Here is a 19,174-nt window from a genome sequence, read left to right on the forward strand (position 1 = left end):
TAAGCGTATCGGAACCGATAGTGAACCCCCACCGAACCGTGGACGTCCGATCAATACGACGGTTGCGGGGCGCGGACGGTTCCGACTTGAGATCACACAAGCCGCCTCGATGCCAAAATGCTGACGAGATGGAGCACTGTCTGCAGCCCTGCCGCGACCACGCAGGCCACGACGAGCACCCGGGTGGCCAGCAGGTCGCCGGTCGCCAGGTCGATCACCGCCGTCACCAGCGCGATCATGGACAGCTCGATGGGCTGCATGATCCGGTGGAACTTCGTGGCCCCCACGACCCTCCTGGCCAGCCCCAGCAGCCCCGAACGGAACTGCCCGACGGACGCCTCAGTCGCGGCCGGCAGGCCGCCCTTGGCCCGCGCCACGTCCACCAGGTCGGTCTCGGCCTTGATGAGGATGGCGCCGAGCGCGGCCGCGAAGCCCAGCACGGTGTACCAGTCGGGCAGCACGGCCGAGGCCCGCCAGCCCAGCCCGGCCAGCAGTGCGGCCTCGGTGAAGTAGGCGCCGACGCGGTCGAGGTAGACGCCGGTCAGCGAGGTCTTGCCCGTCCAGCGGGCCAGCTCGCCGTCGGAGCAGTCCAGCAGCAGGTAGACCTGCACGAGCAGGGCCGCCCCCACGGCCGCCCACAGCCCCGGCAGCGCCAGCACGACTCCGGCCAGCACCCCGGCCACGGTCATCACCCAGGTGAGCTGGTTGGGCGTGACCGAGGTCTTGGACATCAACCAGGTGACATAAATGGACAACCGGCGCATGTAGAGCACGCCTGCCCAGTGCTCGCCGTTGCGGCGCTCCAGATGACCCGCGGGCTGAGCGACCCGCCGCAGGTCAGCGACCGTAGGCCCGGACATAGTCCTCCACCCGATCGCGAATCTCGGATTCTGACAGCCGCAGGTGCTCCAGGATCGTGTAACGGCCGGGGCGGGTGGCGGGGGCCAGCACGACGGCCTGCGCGAACTGCTCGCCGGTCAGCCCGATGTCGGCGGGGACGACGGGCAGCTCGTGCCGGCGCAGGCAGTCGGTGACCTGCGCCAGCCGGGGGGCGTCCTCCCGGAGGAAGAAGCAGAAGGCGGCACCGATCCCGGCGAGCTCGCCGTGGTTGGAGGTGCCGGGGAAAAGCTGATCCACGGCATGAAGGATCTCATGGTCTCCACCACTCGCGGGCCGGGACGAGCCCGCGATCACCATGGACATGCCGGAAAGGATCAACGACTCGGCCAGAACGGTCAGGAAATCGTCGGACTCGACGGAGTCGACGCGGCCGATCAGCGCCTCGGCGGCGGTGCGGGCCATCGAGCAGGCGAGCCCGTCGATGGGCTCGCCGCGCTCGAGGTTGCCCAGGTGCCAGTCCTGGATGGCCGACAGGTTGCTGACCACGTCACCGACGCCCGACCGGACCAGCGCCTGGGGCGCGCTGTGCACGAAGTCCAGGTCCACCAGGATCGCCAGCGGCATCGGCACACCGAAGGTGCCTTTGCCGCCGTCGTACACCAGTGAGGCCGTCGGCGAGCAGATGCCGTCATGGGACAGGTTGGTCGCGACCGCGACCATCGGGATGCCGGCCAGCGACGCGCCGTACTTGGTGGCGTCGATGGTGCGTCCGCCGCCCACGCCCACCACCACCTCGTAGGCGCCCTTACGCAGGTCGGCGCCGAGCGAGACGGCGGCCTCGACCGACCCGTCCGCGACCCGGAAGACCTCGGCCTCGCCGAGGGTGGGGGCGATCAGGCTCTCGATGTGGTCGCCCTGGCCGGGGCCGACGGCCACCGCGACCCGGCCGGACGTGGCCACCCGGCTGTCGGCCAGCAGCGCGCCGAGCTGCGCCACGGCTCCGCGCCTGACCTCGATGTGCAGCGGCGCGGGCAGCATCCTCGCTAGAAGCGGCATCCGGCCCCCTCAGTAGCGGACGGCAATGGTGCGGGCCTTGGCCAGGTCCTCGTGGTTGTCCACTTCGACCCAGTCGACGTCGCCGATGGGCGCGAGGTGGATCTGCTCCCCGCGCGCGACCATCTCCTGATAGCCGTCCTCGTAGTAGAGCTGCGGGTCCCGCTCGAACGTCGCCTGCAGCGCGTCCGCCAGCCGGGTCGCGGCGCCGGGACGGATGAGGGTCGCCCCGATGTACTCGCCGTAGGCCTCGGCCGGGTCCATCAGCTTGGTGATGCGCCGCAGCGACCCCTCCGGGGCGCGGGTCACCTTCATCTCCTCGTCGGCGAGCTTCTTGACGTCGTCGACGGCGAGCAGGATGTCGCTCGTCTCGGGCGCCGCCAGCAGCGTCTTCTCCACCGAGACCGGGTGCACGGTGTCGCCGTTGACCAGCAGCGCCCCCTGGGCGAAGTAGTCGCGGGCGCACCACAGGGAGTAGGCGTTGTTCCACTCCTCGGCCTTGTCGTTGTGCACGAGGGTGAGCTCGACGCCGTGCCGCTCCTCCAGCTCCCGCTTACGATCGTGTACGGCCTGCGCCGCGTATCCGATGATGACCACCACCTCGCGCAACCCCACCTCGGCGAGGTTGTGCAGAGAGATGTCCATGATCGTGGTCTCACCGTCGACCGGCACGAGCGCCTTGGGCAGCGTGTCGGTGTACGGCCGCAGGCGTCGTCCGGCTCCAGCGGCCAGCACCATTCCCAGCAACGTGCACTCCTCAGTCGAGCATGACTACGTAGGTCCCAAAGATTAGTTGGCTTTGGGCCCTGCGCGGGTAATCCGCCGTTAGTCTTGCGTTTCCGCGAGCGCCTCCTCCACCCGGGACGGCGGTGCGACGAGCCAGCACGTCAGGCTCTCCCAGCCGAAGACCCCCCACAGATAGAGGGCGAGCAAGGCGAACCCGCCCCCGGTCCAGCCCACCAGCACGGCCAGGCCGACCACGATCGAGCGTCCCTCCCAGCCGAGCCCGAGGCTCGCCAGCCAGGGCGGCGGATAGACGTTCTGGCGCAGGCGGTAGACCAGATCGTAGTGGTGGAAGACGATCGCCCCGAGCAGGATGAAGATCAGCAGCGGCGGCACCCCGTGCGCGAACCCGCAGGCCGCGACGAAGGTGTACTCGATCACCCGCAGGATCGGCGGCGACAACCAGTCGAGCCTGCCGTCGTGCGGATGGGAGCTGCCGGGCCCGGCCAGCAGCAGCGTCACGGCGGGCGCGAAGACCGCGACGCCGTCGGTCCCGGCCACGCCGATCAGCAGCAGCACCCCGGTGACGAAGGCGCCGGCGATCAGCGGCGGGAGCGGCGGGAGCTGCCCGGCCACGAGCATGCCCATGCCGCGCGAGAGCGGACCGTCGTCGCGGTAGGCGACGACCTTGCTGCCCGGCACCGGGATCATGTGCACAGAGCTCATTCGGCCGACCTCACGATCCGCCCGGCGAGTTGGTAGAGAGCGGCAAAGCTCCCCCAGCCGAGCAGGGCGAGGAAGGTCACCCGGGCGTCGAACACGACAGTGGTGACGGCGATCAGCGCCATCCGCTCTCCGATCGGCAGCACGATCGCCTTTCGTAGCCAGTGGGCGACGCTCTCGCGCTCCAGGCGCTGGGCGAGCCTGAGCACGCCCTGCCGGGGGACGCGGCGGCGGCCGGCGTCGGACGGTTCCAGCAGGGAGCGCACCGGCTTGGCCCACAGCGCGCCGACCCGGCCGGCGTCGTAGATCGCGCCGGTGTAGGAATAGTGGAGCGCGTGCCGTACGGACTGCAGGATCATCGCCGCGGCGGCGAGGAACCAGATCCCGTGCGGGTTGCCGCTCGGGAACGGCTGGACGGCGACGTAGCCGTAGGCCAGCCCGACGTAGACGACATACTCCTTGAGCCGGTCGGCCATGCCGTCGGCCCACGCGCCGAGCGGCGAGAAGCCGCGCGTGTAGCGGGCGAGCTGGCCGTCGAGGCAGTCCAGCACGAACGACAGGTAGAGCAGCACGGCCCCGGCCAGCCGCCCGCCGAGGGTGCCGGCGGAGAACCACACCGCCGACAGCGCCGCCAGGCCGACCGAGATGCCGGTGACCGCGTTCGGGGTGAGCTTCAGCGCGGCGGCGGGCCGGATCAGGTGGCGCGACCAGGGCGAGACGAAGAACGTGGTGAAGAAGCCGTCGTTGGACTTGACCGCGCTGTCGAGGCGGACCTGGGCCTCGTCGACGTCGGCGAGGCGGCGTACCGCGCTGTCGGCGGAGTCCTGGCCGGTCACCCGGTCGCAGTGCAGCTCGCCGAGCGCGGCCGCGCGGACCCGGACGCCCGACCTGACCAGCCCGACCAGCAGCAGATCGACGGCCTCCACCGGGGTGACCGGGCCGAGCCGGCCCGCGTCGGCCAGGTCGGCCAGCTCCTCGGCGATGTCGGCCAGGGTGGGCAGGTCGGACACGCCGGCCTGGAGCACGCCGGCGAAGGTGGCGTTGGCCTCGGGGACGGTGTGGAAGGAGCTGCCCGACGCCATGATCTTGCCGCCCTCGATCCGTACCGGAGAACGCAGCGGAGGACGCGTCGGCCCGTCCGGCACGCCGGCGTGGACGAGCGCCCGCGTGTCGTGCGCGGGGTGCTCCAGGAGCATGGCCAGCGCCTCGGTGTGGGCGACGACGTCGGCGGGCAGCACGGCCACCGACTCCGCGGAGGCGCGGGCGATCTTGGCGATGCCGCGCAGGTCGGCGCCGAGGCCGCCGCCGGCGGTGACCACCTGCACGTCGCTGATGGGCAAGGCGGCGAGCTGCCCGGTGATCCGGTCCAGCAGCGTGCCGTCGGCGCACGAGAGCCGTGCGGCCGGAGTCGTGGCGAGCAGGACCACGGACGTGGTCGTGCTCACGCGGGTCAGTGAGTCGGGCAAAGCGCAGGTCCTCCCGTTCGCAGAGGGAGTGCGTGGACTCACAGTAGCGACAGGTCATCGCGATATCACGGAACCAGACCGTTACCCTCGAAAGTATGAATTCTCGGCTGCGTTCCGTCGGGGTGGTCCTCGCGGGCGGCGTTGGTCAGCGGGTCGGCGCCGGCACCCCCAAGCAGCTCGTCAAACTCGCCGGCCGGACGATCCTGGAGCACACGATCGCCCTGTTCGAGGGCTCGGCCGAGATCGACGAGGTGGTCGTGCTGATGACGCCCGGGTACGCCGAGCCGGTCAGGGAGCTCGTCCGCGAGGGCGGTTTCCACAAGGTCGTCCAGATCGTCGAGGGCGGCGCCACCCGCACCGAGAGCACCTGGCGGGCGCTGCACGCGCTCGGCCCGCAGGAGTGCAACGTGCTGCTGCACGACGCTGTACGCCCCCTCCTGGAGCCCCGGATCATCACGGAGTGTGTACGGGCGCTGGAGCGGCATACGGCCGTGGAGGTGGCGATCGCGAGCTCCGACACCGTCCTGGTGGCCGGGCCGGGGCCGGACGGCACGGAGATCGTGGCCGACGTCCTGGACCGGTCACGGCTGCGGCGCGCGCAGACGCCGCAGGGCTTCCGGCTGTCGGTGATCAGGCGGGCCTACGAGCTGGCGATGGCCGACCCCGAGTTCGCCGGCCGGCCGGCCACCGACGACTGCGGCGTGGTGCTGCGCTACCTGCCCGAGGTGCCGATCGTGCTGGTGCCGGGCAGCGAGCGGAACATGAAGGTCACCCACCCGATCGACCTGTCGATCGCCGAGCAGTTGCTGCGGCCGGTCGTGGCGGACGAGCCCACCGTGTCGGGCGTACCGGACGTGTCGGGCGTACCGGCCGTGTCGGGCGTACCGGACGGCTACCGGCAGGCGCTGGCGGGGAAGACCATGGCGGTGTTCGGCGGGGACGACGAGCTCGCCGCGCTGGCCGCGGCGCACGGCGCCCGGGTGCTCGCCTTCCCGCGGGCCGACGATCCCGAGGCGGTGGCGAAGGCGCTGGCCGGGGCGGGCGTCGTCGACCATGTGGTGCACGTGGCGGACCTGCCGCCCGGCACCCTGATCGAGGCCGCCGAGGAGGCCGTCGCCGCCGGCTGCCTCGGGGCGATCAACGTCGCCCGCGCGGCCCACCCCCACCTGCGCGAGAGCGGCGGCCGGCTGCTGCTGCGGACGGCCGCCGGCGACACGAGTCTGGCCGTCTCGGCCAGGGCGGCGACGACCGCCCTGGCCAGGGCGCTGGCCGAGGAGTGGGCCGCCGACGGCGTCCGCGTCGGCTGCGTCAGCGCCCGTACGTCCGCACGAGCCTGCCTGGACGTGCTCGCCTCCGGCCAGACCGGTCAGATCATCGGCACCTGACCGTCAGCCCTGCCTGGACGTGCTGATCTCGGGCCTGACCGGTCAGGTGATCGGCACCTGACCGGTAGGCCGGGCGTCGCGTCAGCGGGGAGCGCGGGCCAGTTTTCGCGGACTGGTGAGGAACCCCCACCCCCATGACAGGTGCATGGCGGCGTAGACCAGCGGCAGCCTGAGCTTCGCGGCGGCGGACAGGCCGCTGCCGGTCAGCGCCGACCCCGCCACGATGGCCACCACGTAGCCGCCCGGGATCACCAGCCCGAGCGGGAAGAACGGCGCGACCAGCACGCCGAGCAGCATGGCCAGCACCGCCGCCGGCGGCGCGAGGTAGCGCAGGTTGATGGTGCCCTCGTGGGTGCGCGAGACCACCCGCCGCCACCTGCCGTAGTGGAAGTACTGCTTGGCCAGCGCCTTGACGTTGGGCCGCGGCCGGTAGGAGACCCGCATCCGGGGCTGGAACCAGACCAGCCCGCCGCTCTGGCGGATGCGATGGTTCATCTCCCAGTCCTGGGCGCGCTGGAAGTGCTCGTCGTAGCCGCCGACCCGGTCGAGCGCCGAGCGGCGGAAGACGCCCAGGTAGACCGTGTCGGCGGGGCCGGCGGTGCCTCCCACGTGGAACGCCGCGGCGCCCACGCCGATCTTGGAGGTCATGGCGCAGGCGACGGCCTGCTCGAAGGGCGTGATGCCCTCCGCGGCCATCACCCCGCCGACGTTGTCGGCGCCGGTCTCGGTGAGCGTCTCGACGGCCACCCGCAGGTAGTCGGGGGGCAGCATGGCGTGCCCGTCGACCCTGGCGATGATGGCGTTACGGGAGGCCCCGATCGCGGCGTTGAGCGCGTTGGGGGTGCGGCCGGTGGGGTTGGGCACGACGATCACCCGGCGGTCGGACGCCGCGATGGCGTCGGCGACCTCCTGGGTGCGGTCGTGCGATGGGCCTATGGCGAGGACGACCTCGATCTCACCCGGGTAGTGCTGGGCGAGAACCTGGTCGACGGCTTCGCGTAGGTGCCGCTCCTCGTTGAGGACCGGCATGACGACGGAGATGGGCGGCCAGCCACGCGTCTCCGCTGGCGCGTGCGGCGAGTCGGGGAACTGCTTCATGGCGGGGCTCACGCTACTGTACGAGCAGAGGAGGAAGGCAACCGATGGCCCAATCCTCCGGGCATCCAGAGGGGGAGGGCCATGCGGGACCCGAGCGAGGAGGACGCCGGGGTGCACGTGGGCGGAGACGCCTACGGCGGCGTCAAGCTCGCCGGCGGACGGCCACGCAAGCCCCGCAGGAGTGCCAGGGCGCGGCGCCGCAACGCGCTTCTCGCGGGCCTGCTCTCGGTGGGGGTCCTGATCGGCACCGGAGTGGTGTGGGCGACTCCCCGCCAGATCGGCGCCGTCGACGCGGGCGTCGCGAAGACGCCGCCCCGTGGCGCCGAGAACATCCTGCTCGTCGGCGTGGACAAACGCGACGACCTCACCCGTAAGAAGCAGAACGAGCTCAAGCTCGGCCGCGAGTCCGGGCAGCGCACCGACACCATGATGGTCATCCACCTGTCGGAGGACCACAGCAAGGTCACGGTGGTGAGCCTGCCGCGCGACTCCTGGACGACCATCCCCGGCAAGGGCGACCACAAGATCAATTCGGCTTACCAGTTCGGCGGCCCGAAACTCGCCCTGCAGACCGTCAGGCAGGCCACCGGCCTGGAGATCCACCGCTACATCGAGGTCAACGTGCTCGGCTTCGTCGACGTGGTGGACTCCCTCGGCGGCGTCACCGTGTGCACGCCGGTGGCGATCAACGACCCCAAGACCGGCCTCAACCTCGCCGCCGGGACCCACGAGCTCAAGGGCGTGCAGGCGCTCGGCTACGCCCGCACCCGCGCGACCGCCCGCTCCGACCTCGACCGCATCGACCGGCAGCAGCAGGTCATCTCGGCGCTGCTCGACCGGGCGCTGAGCGCGGGCACCCTGGCCAACCCGGCCAAGCTGGCCTCCTTCGTCAACACCACGCTCGGCACCGTCAAGGTCGACCCCGACGACGGCCTGCTCGGGCTGGCCGGCCAGCTCAGGGACGTCAAGCTGGACAACGTCCAGTTCGTGGACGTACCCCTGGCCGAGGTCGACTACAAGGCGCCCACCGGCGAGTCGGCGGTGCTCTGGGACAAGGCGGCCGCCCGCGAGATGTTCCGCCGCATCAAGGCCGACGAGAACCTCGCCGAGCCCAGCGCGACCCCGTCGGCCAAGCCCTCAGCCAAGCCCGCCGTCCCGCCGGCGCGCGTCTCGCTCAAGGTGCTCAACGGGACGCTCGTCAACGGGCTCGGCGCCCGCACCAGGACGGCGCTGCTCGCCTACGGCTTCCAGGTGCCGGACACGGCGGGCAACACCCCCAGCAAGGACCACAAGAAGACGCTCGTACGGTACGGCGCGGGTCAGGAGGAAGCGGCGCGCACGGTGGCCGCCGCCATTCCCGGCGCCGAGCTCCGCAAGGCCGACATCAAGGGCATCGAAGTGATCACCGGCCAGGACCAGCTCAAGGTCGCCAAGCCGAAGGCCACCCCGACCCCGGCCGCCACCCCCACAGCGGAGACCGCGACGCAGACCATTTGCAAAAAGTAGGTATGGCGGGTCAAGTCCGGGGCACGTAAATCGTCATGGTGGTCACATTTTGGCAGGAGGACCTCTGCACGGTGCTGCACATCGTGGGCGAGCTGGACGTCTCCGGCGCGCCACGCCTGCGGGCCGAGCTCGACCAGGTGCTGGCCTCGGCCGACCCACTCAGGCTGGTCATCGACCTGACCGCGGTGCCGTTCTGCGACTCGGTGGGCCTCGGCGTGCTGGTGTCCCTGCTCAACCACGCGCGACACACCCACGGCAGGCTGATCCTGGTGCTCGGCCCTGGCATGATCAGCCACCTGCTGGTGATCACCAATCTGGACGGCCACTTCGAGACGTGCGCGTCCCTCCAGGAAGCACGCACCGCCCTGAGCGCCGCCGCCTGATCACCTGACCGCACTGAGCTCTGCGGCCCGGCCATCACCCCATCGCACTGAGCTCTGCGGCCCGGTCGTCACCCCATCGCGCCTGACGACCGCCGGCTGAGTATGATCATTCATGATCCACCGCTCGCGCGGGGGACGTCTCCTGGAGGGCAGCATGAGACTTGGCGTGATCTTCGACCGGGACCTGCCGCCGGAGCGGCTGACGCCCTTCGCCGAAGCCCTGGACGGCCTGCCCGCGGTCGACGACCTGTGGGTGGTGGAGGATCTGGGCTGGACGGGCGGCATCTCCTCGGCGGCCACCGCCCTGGCGGCCACCTCCCGGCTGCGCGTCGGCATCGGCATCACCCCGGCGCCGCTGCGCAACCCGATGCTGCTGGCCATGGAGCTGGCCAACCTCGCCCGCCTCCACCCCGGACGGCTCGCCGCCGGCATCGGCCACGGCGTGCCGGCCTGGATGGCCCAGGCGGGCGTGGCCGCGCCATCACCGCTGGCGCTGCTGGAAGAGACGATCACCGCCGTCCGCGCCCTGCTCCGCGGCGAGACGGTGACCCTGCACGGCACGTCGGTCCACCTGGACGGCCTCTCGCTGGTCCACCCGCCGCAGGAGGTCCCGCCGGTGCTGGCGGGCGTGCTCGGCCCTCGCTCGCTGGCCCTGTCCGGCCGGGTGGCGCAGGGCACGATCCTCCCGGAGGGCTTCGGCCCGAAGCGCATCGGCGCGGCCCTGGAGCGGATCGGCGCGATCGGCGAGCACGAGTTGGTGACGTTCACCCACCTGTACATCGGCGACGACGTGGCGGGGGCGACCGGTCCGATCGTGGCCGACACCGCCCAGTTCCTGAAGGTCACGCCTGAGGAGGTGACACTGGCCGCCGGCACCGCCGAGGAGGCCGCGGCTCAGGTCAAGGGGCTGTGGGCGGCGGGGGCCGGCACGGTTGCGGTCCGCCCGATCGGCTCCGACCCCCTGTCCCACGTCAATCGGCTGCTGTCGGCTCTGTAGTTCCTGTACGGGTCCCGCTCGCGGGCGGAGGACGTACCTTCGGCCGGGAAGTTCGCCGGCGGTGCGGAAGACGTACCTTCGGACGTGAGTCTCGCGGGCGGCGGGGAAGCATGGCCGAATGGCGGATGCGGATTGACCGGTCGGCCGATTCTCCGGCTTCGCCGACAAGCCACGATCGCCATATGAGAAGAAATGTGGCGCTAGCGGCAGCTACGGTCGGCCTGGTCGGAACCATGGGGTTGACCGGCTGCACGCTGAACGCCGAGCAGGTGCACTCGGCGCGCGCCTTCCCCCACACCGGCGGCACCCTGACCATCACCTCCACCCTCGGCGGGCTCAGAATCCTGCCGGGCACCGGCGGCGAGGTGCGGGTGGACCGGTGGCTGCGCGGCAAGGCAGCAGGGGACGGCCACTCCTCGTGGACCCTGGAGAACGGCACTCTGCGCCTCGACGCCAACTGCCAGATGATCCTCGGCGACTGCGGCGGCCGCTACCACATCCGTGTGCCGCCCGGCATCCGCCTGGTCATCGACGCCGGAGACGACGGCGTCATCCTCGACAAGATCACCCACGACGCGGACGTGTCCGCCGAGGGCGCGATCAGGCTCTACGGGACCACGGGCAAGCTCCGCCTGGCCGGCGGGGACGGCCTGATCGCCGGGAACGGCCTCCGGTCGACTGACGTCAAGGCGCTCACCCGTTCAGGAACGATCAACCTGACGTTCGCCGTACCCCCTGCCAGGCTGGACGCGCGCTCCAGCGAGGGCCAAGTGACAGTGAACGTCCCGAAGGACGAGTACGCGATCACCGTCAAGAGCAAGGAAGGCCGGGCGCGCTCCGAGCTCAAGGACACCAAGAGCCCACGGACCATCGTCGCCAGAAGCACCTCCGGAGACGTCCGCCTCACCGCGAACCCGTCATGACTCCACCCGAGCCGAAACAGCGTAACTGGGTTTACACCAAATAAGGTAAGTCCAGTTACGCTGATGTCGACGGATGGGGGAACCACATGCGCAAGCCGGCCGACATCGTAGGCAGGGATCGTCAGTGGCGCGTGCTGGAGCGCTTCCTGGTCGAGGGAGGACGGGACGGACCCCTGCGTCTGGGGCTCGTGTCCGGCCGCCGTCGCACCGGCAAGACGCAGTTGCTTAGCGCCGTCTGCGACGAACAGGGCGGCCTCTTCATCACCAGCGTGCAGGACGAGGGTGATCTCGCGGCCAGGCGCAGGTTCGCGTCCGCCATCGCCAGGCACGCGGGGCTGGGTGATGCGGTGCGTGGGGAGCCGGAGTCATGGGAGCGCCTGCTGAGGGCTGCCATGGAGACCGCGGCGCGGGTCGCCCCCGAGGGCCGTCCACCGTTGGTGGTCATCGACGAGTTCCCTTACCTCCTGGCGAACGCTCCGCAGCTCCCGTCGCTGATCCAGCACCTCTACGACGGTTCGCAGCAGGGCCGCGGCCCCACCGGCCGCCTCATACTCTGCGGATCCGCGCTCAGCGTCATGCACGACCTGCTCTCCGGCACCAAACCTTTGCGCGGGCGCGCCATGCTCGACATGCGCCTCAACGCGCTGGACTTTCGCGAAGCCGCCCAACTGTGGGACATCCACGATCCGGCGACTGCCTTCCGCGTACACGCATGCGTCGGTGGCATCCCCGGCTACCGCCCGCTGATGACCACTACCCCGGCGGCAGCCGACGGCTTCGACGGATGGGTGATGGACAACCTCCTGGCGGTCGACGTCAGCGTGTTCACCCGCACAGAGGTCGACTATCTCCTGCGCGAGGACCCGCGCATCACCGCCCGCTCCCTCTACTACGACATCCTCAGCGCTGTCGCGCAGGGAGCGCACACGCCGGCCAAGATCGGAGCGGCGATCGGCCGCGACGGCAACTCCGTCCGCCATCCCATCGGCGTCCTGCGGTCGGCCGGATATCTCCACAGCGCGCACGACCTGCTGCGGCAGCGGAAACCGACGATCTCGGTGTGCGACCCGATCATCCGGTTCGACCGCCTCATCACGGCCCCCTATCTCGGCCGACTCGAGCTGGGACGCACCGAGCCAGTGTGGCGGGCGGCCGCCCCGACCTTCCGGTCCGACATCCTCGGCCCGCACTTCGAAGAGCTCTCCCGCGACTGGGTACACCGCTTCGCCCCGGACGAGCTTGACCGGCCGACGGGATTCGGCGAAGTCGGCTTCGGCAGCGTCCGGGACAATGCGGGACGAGCGAAGCACGACATCGACGTGATCGCCATCGACGGCAGGCGGGTCCGCCTCATCGGCGAGGCCAAGGCGACGCTCCCCCGCCGTGGGCTCCCCGATCTCGAACGGCTCGACGGCATCCGTGCGCTGCTCGCACGGGAGGGCTACGACACCGCCGAGACGATCGTCGCCCTCTTCTCGATGACCGGATTCACCCCGGACCTGGTCCGGACGGCCGCCTCCCGTGACAACACCGAACTCGTCGATCTGGAGCGGTTGTACGGTCAGGGTTGATCATGCGTGATCGCCGGCGCCCGCACGGCGAAGGCGACCGCCCTGCGACGGCCGCCTTCACTCGCCCTGCCCGAGAGGGGACTCCCTCAGTCGTTGTCGTCGCCGTCCTGGTCGTTGTCCTGGTCATTGTCCGGGGCCTGGGTGTTGACCACGTCCGGGTCGTCGTCACCGTCGTCGCCTCCGCCTCCGCACGCACCGGTCAGACCTAGGACGGCCACCATGGCAGCGGCGGCCAACATCGTCTTCCGGCCGGTCGTTCGCATCATGCGTACCTCCACAGTTCTCAGGGGGACCTTGAGGACGCCCGACCATCTTGTATCCCACGCCAGGACGATCTAACGCACAGACGGATCCCGCCCGCGCGAGGCGACCGCCCCTTACCCGTAGAGCCGGTCAAGGCCGATCAGGAGGACGCGAGGATCGTTCTTCGCGACCGTACGCAGGTCATCGGTGAATCCCGACCCGCTGTAGCACGCCAAGACGGTGTCGCCGGTGTCGTATCCCTTACCTGCCAGCAGGTCTCTCGCCCTGGCCAGGCGCTGGACGTGGTGGGTGCCCATAACCTCTCCCCACTTCGTCTCTCCGAGGGAGAGAACTCGTCGCGGCCGCCCCGACTCCTGGGGGGCGAGAACCGCCACGTCGATCTCGATCTGGGTCCGGTTCGCCGGATCGGCCACCACTCCTGCTCCGACCTCGGCGGGGAAGCCGCCGTAGAGGCTCTCATCGGCGTGCAGGGCGAAATCGCGGCACAACGCTTCGAAATGCGGCCCTACGACTTGGGCGAGGAAGGTGGGCCGCATCGATCCCCATACGCTCTCGGCGCGGTGAATCTCCAACTCCGGCCACCGCCGCCGCATGATCGCCTCATAGAAGGTGATCAGTGGCTCCACGATCCGGTAGCGGGCTCGCCCGGACCGGAACAGGTCCGGCTCACGGGTGATGAGCGCGCAATCCTCCAGGACCTTGAGCGGATGGGTGATCTGGTCAGACTTTCGCCCGACGAAGTTGGCTATGCCACCATTGGTGGCGTTACCGGATGCGATGGCCGCGAGCACCGAATGATAGAGAGCGGTGTCGCGGATCTCAGCCTCCTCCGCCAGGAGGTATCGCGCCTCACGGAACAGCGGTGTCTGCGGGTTGAGCACCGTCCGGCACACCCAGGAGTCGAAATCGGCCACGTCCGCAGGCCTGTCACTCTGCGTGAACTCGTAGCGGTATGCCGGAGTACCACCGATCACGGCGTGCACGAGCACCGCCAGCCGAGGATCCGTGATGCCCCAGAAGCGCGCTGCCTCGCGATACCGGAACGGGTGGATGACCAGCTCAAGCCCTGCCCTGCCACGCAACGGCGCCTGCCCCGCCAGAAGCTTCCCCATGACGGACATGGCCGAGCCGCACAGCACCAGCCGCACCAGGCTGTCCCTGCCGCTGCCCCCCGGGCCGAGCTCGCGCTGGATGATGGACGGCAACGCGGGCGAGGCTCTGGTCAGGAACGGGAACTCGTCAATGATCACCGGCACTCGCTGGTCGCGGATGACGCGGAACATGTACGGGATCGCGTCGTTCCAGTCGCGGAAGGGAAACTCGGCGACCTGGCGGGTGTACCGCGTCAGGGACTCGTTGAACAGCCTGAGCGATTCGGCCTCGGTCGCCTCGGTGGCGGCGAAGTACATGCCACCGGTCGTTTCGGCGAGAGCCTGCAGCAGGAAGCTCTTCCCCTGCCGCCGCCGGCCGGACACCACGCCCAGAGTCGCGCCGACCTGCTGCGCCGACGCGGCCCCACCGGACACGAACCGGGTCAGGCCCTGCCACTCCCGGGCTCTGTCGAAGACATGATCCGGCTTTCCCAGCATCAGCGCTCCGAAGATACAGAGGTGTAGTTCTCAGAAGTATACTTCTGAGAACTCACACGTTCCTGCTGCAGCACGCTGATCAGCCGAAATTCATAGCGAAGGATCAAGGTCGAAACGGGCCGCCACCGGCAGGTGGTCGCTGCCGGTGGGGGGCAGGGTCCAGGTGGTGGTGGGGGTCGCGGCGCGGGTCATGACGTGGTCGATCCGGGCGAGAGGGAAGCCGGCCGGCCAGCTGAAGCCGAAGCCTGATCTCGCCGGGGTCAGCCGGGAGACGATCGGGGCCAGGCCGCGGTCGTCGAGGGTGCCGTTGAGGTCGCCCAGCAGAATGACCTTGTTCAGCCGTTCCGCGGCGATGGCCGCGCCCAGTGCGGCGGCGCTCTCGTCCCTTCTGCCGGAGGCGAAGCCGTCGGGCAACCCCAGGCGGATCGAGGGCAGGTGCGCGACGTACACGGCCACGTCGCCGGACGGCATCCGTACGGTGGACCGCAACCCGCGGCTCCACTCGGCTTCGATGTCCGCGGGTTTGATGTCCACCGGCCGGGTGTCCGTGAGGGGGTAGGTGGACCACAGTCCTACGGTGCCCACGACGGCATGGTGCGCGTAGCCGGACGCGAGGGCGGCCCGGTAGGTGGGCAGTGCGTCAGGGATCAGTTCTTCGAGAGCGATCAGGTCGGCTCCGGCCGCGGCCAAGGCGCGCGCGGTGCCGGCGGGGTCGGGGTTCTCGTCGTCGACGTTGTGCTGGAGCACGCTCAGATCGTGTGCCGCTCCGGGGTCGGTGGGCAGCAGCAGCCCGCCGAAGAGAACGGCCCAGGCTGTCGCGGGCAGCGCCACGGCCGCCGCCCCCAGGGCCGAGCGACGTAACAGCGCCAAGCCGAGCAGCACGGGAACGGCCAGCCCGAGCCAGGGCAGGAACGTCTCCAGCAGGCTGCCGAGATTGCCCACGATGTTGGGCACCACATGGGGGAACACGAGAAGTCCGGCGACCAGCACGGCGAGCACCGCGAGAATACGGCCGGACTTCTTCCCGGGAGCCGCGTGCTGCATCACGTTCCTTACGCCAGGGGATGCGTGATCAGTCTGACGTCCTGAACGTCGGGATTGTTCACCCCGTGATACGGCCGATGTCCGGCCTCAACAGGTGCGCAGCATGTTGAGCAGGGCCACCTTCTCCTTACGGGTCACGAAGAGCCGGTAGTGGCGTTTCACGGTGATCCATGAGCTCGCGTACCGGCACCAGTGAGCACGGCGTTGTGGGCGCCAGCTCTGCGGACCCTGGCCGCCCTTGGCGATGTTGGCGGAGTGGCTGACGGTGAGCAGTTCGGGGCGGGTGAGGTCGTTGGCGAAGGCGCGCCGCCTGGCCTGGCTCCACCGCTTGGCACCCGAGCGCCAGGCGTACGCGAGCGGCACCACATGGTCGACGTCCACGCGCTTCTCGCTCTTCAGCCGCCTGCCGTCGTACGGGCTGTACCAGAGCCCCTTGACCGGGTGGCAGGCCGCGTCGCGGCGGACGCGCCGCCCGTCGCGAGCCAGGACCGTCTCTCGCGTGTCGCACTTGCCCTTGTGCGGCGCCCACCGGGGTTGGAACCTCATGCGGCTGTAGCCCCGGATGGACAGGGGCCTGGCGACCTTGAGCTGCGCCAGCATGCGCCGGGCCAGGGCCGCGGTCTCGGCCTGTGATCGCTTACGGGGCTCGGCCGCCGCCTGCGGAGCGGCGATGGCCGCGGTGATCGGGATGACCACGAGCATGAGTAAGGCGACGTGCGTAGCTCGTCTCAGGAAGATCATCGTTTCACCCATGCCCAGCGTCATCCCCACCCGCGACGACGATATTCGGGCCAGTCGCAGGTACGACCCCAGACGGCGATGCATAAGAACCGAGATGTCCGCGAGCGCGTAGTAAATTAACCGGCTCAATCTCCAGACCCCGGGCTGGGCCAGGTCCCACCGGCGTCAGCAAAACAGCTCGATCATCGTGACGAGCGGGGGCTACGCTGTCGGGCGTCTTGCATCACTTCTCGCTGATTCTGTACGCCCACAGAGCAGCAGCGGAGCCTGGAGGCGACAGTGGCAATGCCGAAGAAGGGCTCGCGGCTCATCACTGTCGACGGCACCGTCTACCGCTGGCGGATCCGCCACAGGCCGACCTACTATCAGGGCAATGGCTGGACCCCGCTCCGCTTCGCCGTCGAGCGAGCCGAGGAGCCGCAAGGCGTTCTCGTGGTGTCACTCCCCTTCGCCCGGCCGGACAACTGGCTAGGAGAGCGAACGATCGCCGTCCGTCCCGTCCTCGTCGCCGGGTGCATCCGACGAGCCCTGGAACAAGGATGGAACCCGCGGCAACGGGGTTCCGGATTCACCCTCACCGTCACCGAGGACGAACTGGCCGAGCTCCTGGGCGAACCACCTCGATACCTGATCCCCTTCCTCTGGGGCATGATCCCGGAAGGCGGCGGCATCGAAGACCTCCCTCGAGCCACCCAGATCTGGAGCCGAGACGAGCGGAGCGCCAACCAAGAACCTTCTGACCTGTAGTCAAGGTCGGGCGGCGCCAACCATCATCAATGGTTTTGGTCCGGCAGATATGCGCGAATCGGCCACCTGACACACTCACATTGAACACCTGTTCGCAATTTACGAGCCGCTATTTGCATAACGACTTCGATTCGAAGGGTTCACGAACCGCATGGATCGATCTACGTTGTGGAAGATATGGTTGCGGAAGCAGAGCATGTAAAGGCCAAAGAAGGCGTGGAGTTCGCCCGACGATGGCTGAACTACACCACTCGCCTGGATGTGCCGTGGACGGTCTACGACAATGAACGCTTCACAACCCTGCGGAGACCCGACCTCACAGTGCACAGATTCGACATGGCCGGACACTTCCTGGACCCGCCGGGGCGCGACTTCTATGCCGAAGTTAAGAAATACGAAAAACAGAGCGACCTCAAGAAGCAGTACGAGGAGTTCCTGGTCAACTGCTATGCGGTGACGTGCCACATGCTCGATACTCAGTTGGACAAGAACACTCAGTTCTTCTGGATCAGCTGGTCTCCGCATTCGGCGACGCGCTGGCAGGAGCTAGCTTCTCCGACGGAACTGTCGACCGCTTGCTACGCACATCCGCACATCCTCGGCGGCGCTAAGCTTACCGGTGAGCGGATGAATTTGGTCGCCTCAAGACTATGGTTGCTCATTTTGTCCGATAAGCACAGTGAACTGATGATGCGTCCCGAATACTTTATGCATGTGAAGGCTCAAGCCATCAAGGACGCCTCGTGAGTTCCCGGGCGGCACCCACTGCCATCGAAGTGGCCATTGACAACGCCCTTGAAGTTGCCGATAGGGATGATGCCGCACGCCGGACAAAGCATGTCATCGCGGAAGAGCTACAAAGATTCGACCGACGCCTCGGAATCAGGTCCACAACCTACTTCACGCACAACTACATCCCCGACCTTGTCATTGATTGGCGTGAGGGCGGCATCGCCAAGCAGCGACAGGTCTTCCTGCGGTTTCACCTAGACACCCCGGATGTCGCCGCCGACATGGCTGCCGCCGCAGCGGATGCCCCCATGTTCGTTGCGTTGCGCCGGGAGACCGAACCACCCGAACAGCTGCCTGAGGGCGATGACGCGACTCTGATCACACAGGTCACCGCACTGGAGGAGATCGCCCAGCCCAGCATCACAGCCCAGTCCCTGGGGCGGATGGTGGCGGGCAGCCTCATCCGCGGAGGCAAGGGCGTGATGCTGGATGAGCAGGCCACGTCTGTCTCCGCGATCGCGAGCAACAGCATGGATGCGCTCCTTGCTGGAAACGTGGCGACCACGGCCATGGCCGTGTCGACGTTCGGCAACTTCCTTTCAGAGGATCACAGCCATCGGCTGAACAGATTCATGCAATTGATGTGGAGGTCACACGGCCACGAACTTGAGGATTTTCCGGGAGACGACGCCCTGGATGGCAGCCTTTCGGACACGGAGGCCCGGGAACTCCTGGCGGAGTTGTTCGAAAGCCCCTCCCTGGAAGATCCGCCGTTCTGGAGGCGCCTGGGCGGCCTGCTCAGCCTGGAGCAGCTCGAATCCTTCGTGAACATCGCCCCGAATCCGAACCTCGACAACCTCGTCACAGCGAACCTTGATCGATTCCGCGGTCTGATCCTCGCGCTTGAGAATCGTCCTCCAGAGTTGTTCGACGTGGAACTTCCTCGCTGGAGAGTGTCCGAGCGCTCGCTCGCGCTCGAAGCGGACGGCTTCCACGTGCTCCTCGCCTCGGACCGGAGGCGATTCGGGCAGGTCAAGAGCACACATCGCATGCCTGCCTGGTCGGATCTGGAGCCTCGTCTGGAGGCGTACAGGGTCCAGCACCTGACCTTGCTTGGACCGACCGCGCAGGTTGAGGTCAAGGTCGAGCAGGGGCGGAACCTTCTGCTCGACGCGGACATCACGGGCCTTTCATCCGCAGTCCACGAAGAGATGCAGGTCAGTCGTGTGACACTCGTCGACCGGGGAGGAGAACTCCGGGCCGAGGCCGACCTCGGCAAGTGGGTAATGGACGCGGGAGATCAGGGAGCGCCCGTGGGCAAGCTCGCTAGCCTCGGGCTTTCACGGTGAATTTCGCCAGACTTGATCATTCACATAAGAAAAGTGCCTT

General features: G+C 68.8%; 19 protein-coding genes. 9 read left to right on the forward strand and 10 right to left on the reverse strand.

All coding sequences use genetic code 11. The annotated features are described in order from the left end of the window. Positions 1–92: 92 nt before the first annotated feature. From IEY87_RS13285 to IEY87_RS46655, 5 genes are all read right to left on the reverse strand, one after another. A complete protein-coding gene (locus IEY87_RS13285; RefSeq protein ID WP_189138852.1) occupies positions 93–860 on the reverse strand; it encodes a CDP-alcohol phosphatidyltransferase family protein in 768 nt (255 codons plus the stop codon). Then, a complete protein-coding gene (locus tag IEY87_RS13290; RefSeq protein WP_189138948.1) occupies positions 838–1,878 on the reverse strand; it encodes an iron-containing alcohol dehydrogenase family protein in 1,041 nt (346 codons plus the stop codon). Before IEY87_RS13290 ends, IEY87_RS13285 begins: the two co-directional genes overlap by 23 nt. A 27-nt stretch (positions 1,879–1,905) precedes the next feature. Then, complete coding sequence (locus tag IEY87_RS13295; RefSeq protein WP_189138853.1) at positions 1,906–2,640, reverse strand: phosphocholine cytidylyltransferase family protein; 735 nt, start codon at positions 2,638–2,640, stop codon at positions 1,906–1,908. 78 nt (positions 2,641–2,718) lie between these two features. After that, positions 2,719–3,342 (reverse strand): DUF5941 domain-containing protein, encoded by a 624-nt coding sequence (locus tag IEY87_RS46650; protein WP_189138854.1) that lies wholly within the window; start codon positions 3,340–3,342, stop codon positions 2,719–2,721. After that, positions 3,339–4,784 (reverse strand): CDP-alcohol phosphatidyltransferase family protein, encoded by a 1,446-nt coding sequence (locus IEY87_RS46655; RefSeq protein WP_268241356.1) that lies wholly within the window; start codon positions 4,782–4,784, stop codon positions 3,339–3,341. Before IEY87_RS46655 ends, IEY87_RS46650 begins: the two co-directional genes overlap by 4 nt. A gap of 116 nt (positions 4,785–4,900) precedes the next feature. Here IEY87_RS46655 and IEY87_RS13310 point away from each other — a divergent pair, with 116 nt between their 5' ends. Next, entirely contained in the window at positions 4,901–6,190 is a 1,290-nt protein-coding gene (locus tag IEY87_RS13310; protein WP_189138856.1) for an IspD/TarI family cytidylyltransferase, read from the forward strand. 81 nt (positions 6,191–6,271) lie between these two features. Here the strand turns inward: IEY87_RS13310 and IEY87_RS13315 are convergent, their stop codons facing one another. Then, positions 6,272–7,288: a glycosyltransferase family 2 protein gene (locus IEY87_RS13315; protein WP_189138857.1), complete on the reverse strand. Its 1,017-nt coding sequence runs from the start codon at positions 7,286–7,288 to the stop codon at positions 6,272–6,274. A gap of 81 nt (positions 7,289–7,369) precedes the next feature. On the opposite strand from IEY87_RS13315, the gene IEY87_RS13320 reads away from it, so the two are divergent. The 5 genes from IEY87_RS13320 (at position 7,370) to IEY87_RS13340 (ending at position 12,668) form a co-directional block, all read left to right on the forward strand. Beyond that, a complete protein-coding gene (locus IEY87_RS13320; protein ID WP_189138858.1) occupies positions 7,370–8,794 on the forward strand; it encodes an LCP family protein in 1,425 nt (474 codons plus the stop codon). Between the two features lie 35 nt (positions 8,795–8,829). Beyond that, the gene (locus tag IEY87_RS13325) at positions 8,830–9,177 is read left to right on the forward strand and encodes an STAS domain-containing protein (RefSeq protein WP_189138859.1); all 348 of its coding nucleotides are present in this window, start codon (positions 8,830–8,832) and stop codon (positions 9,175–9,177) included. A gap of 154 nt (positions 9,178–9,331) precedes the next feature. After that, a complete protein-coding gene (locus tag IEY87_RS13330) occupies positions 9,332–10,174 on the forward strand; it encodes an LLM class flavin-dependent oxidoreductase (protein ID WP_189138860.1) in 843 nt (280 codons plus the stop codon). A gap of 182 nt (positions 10,175–10,356) precedes the next feature. Further along, positions 10,357–11,097 carry a DUF4097 family beta strand repeat-containing protein gene (locus tag IEY87_RS13335; protein ID WP_189138861.1) on the forward strand — a complete coding sequence of 247 codons (741 nt, stop codon included), beginning with the start codon at positions 10,357–10,359 and terminating at the stop codon, positions 11,095–11,097. Positions 11,098–11,183: 86 nt separating this feature from the next. After that, on the forward strand, positions 11,184–12,668 hold the full coding sequence (locus tag IEY87_RS13340) for an ATP-binding protein (RefSeq protein ID WP_189138862.1): 1,485 nt from the start codon (positions 11,184–11,186) through the stop codon (positions 12,666–12,668). A gap of 86 nt (positions 12,669–12,754) precedes the next feature. On the opposite strand, the gene IEY87_RS13345 is transcribed toward IEY87_RS13340, so the two are convergent. From IEY87_RS13345 to IEY87_RS13360, 4 genes are all read right to left on the reverse strand, one after another. Further along, positions 12,755–12,934: a hypothetical protein gene (locus IEY87_RS13345; RefSeq protein ID WP_189138863.1), complete on the reverse strand. Its 180-nt coding sequence runs from the start codon at positions 12,932–12,934 to the stop codon at positions 12,755–12,757. Positions 12,935–13,045: 111 nt separating this feature from the next. Further along, positions 13,046–14,521: an AAA family ATPase gene (locus IEY87_RS13350; RefSeq protein WP_189138864.1), complete on the reverse strand. Its 1,476-nt coding sequence runs from the start codon at positions 14,519–14,521 to the stop codon at positions 13,046–13,048. A 90-nt stretch (positions 14,522–14,611) separates the two neighbouring features. After that, positions 14,612–15,565: an endonuclease/exonuclease/phosphatase family protein gene (locus tag IEY87_RS13355; protein ID WP_189138865.1), complete on the reverse strand. Its 954-nt coding sequence runs from the start codon at positions 15,563–15,565 to the stop codon at positions 14,612–14,614. Positions 15,566–15,652: 87 nt separating this feature from the next. Further along, positions 15,653–16,318 carry an HNH endonuclease family protein gene (locus IEY87_RS13360; protein WP_225276984.1) on the reverse strand — a complete coding sequence of 222 codons (666 nt, stop codon included), beginning with the start codon at positions 16,316–16,318 and terminating at the stop codon, positions 15,653–15,655. Positions 16,319–16,585: 267 nt separating this feature from the next. Here IEY87_RS13360 and IEY87_RS45690 point away from each other — a divergent pair, with 267 nt between their 5' ends. The 3 genes from IEY87_RS45690 to IEY87_RS13375 all read left to right on the forward strand — a co-directional run bounded on the left by IEY87_RS45690 (position 16,586) and on the right by IEY87_RS13375 (position 19,134). Then, entirely contained in the window at positions 16,586–17,053 is a 468-nt protein-coding gene (locus IEY87_RS45690; RefSeq protein ID WP_225276985.1) for a hypothetical protein, read from the forward strand. Between the two features lie 168 nt (positions 17,054–17,221). Continuing rightward, positions 17,222–17,800 carry a hypothetical protein gene (locus IEY87_RS13370; RefSeq protein ID WP_189138866.1) on the forward strand — a complete coding sequence of 193 codons (579 nt, stop codon included), beginning with the start codon at positions 17,222–17,224 and terminating at the stop codon, positions 17,798–17,800. Continuing rightward, positions 17,797–19,134, forward strand: coding sequence for a hypothetical protein (locus IEY87_RS13375; RefSeq protein WP_189138867.1), 1,338 nt, complete (start codon positions 17,797–17,799; stop codon positions 19,132–19,134). The genes IEY87_RS13370 and IEY87_RS13375 overlap by 4 nt, the downstream gene beginning before the upstream one ends. Positions 19,135–19,174: the final 40 nt, after the last annotated feature.

The organism is Nonomuraea glycinis (assembly GCF_014646515.1).
Taxonomy (GTDB): Bacteria; Actinomycetota; Actinomycetes; order Streptosporangiales; family Streptosporangiaceae; genus Nonomuraea; species Nonomuraea glycinis.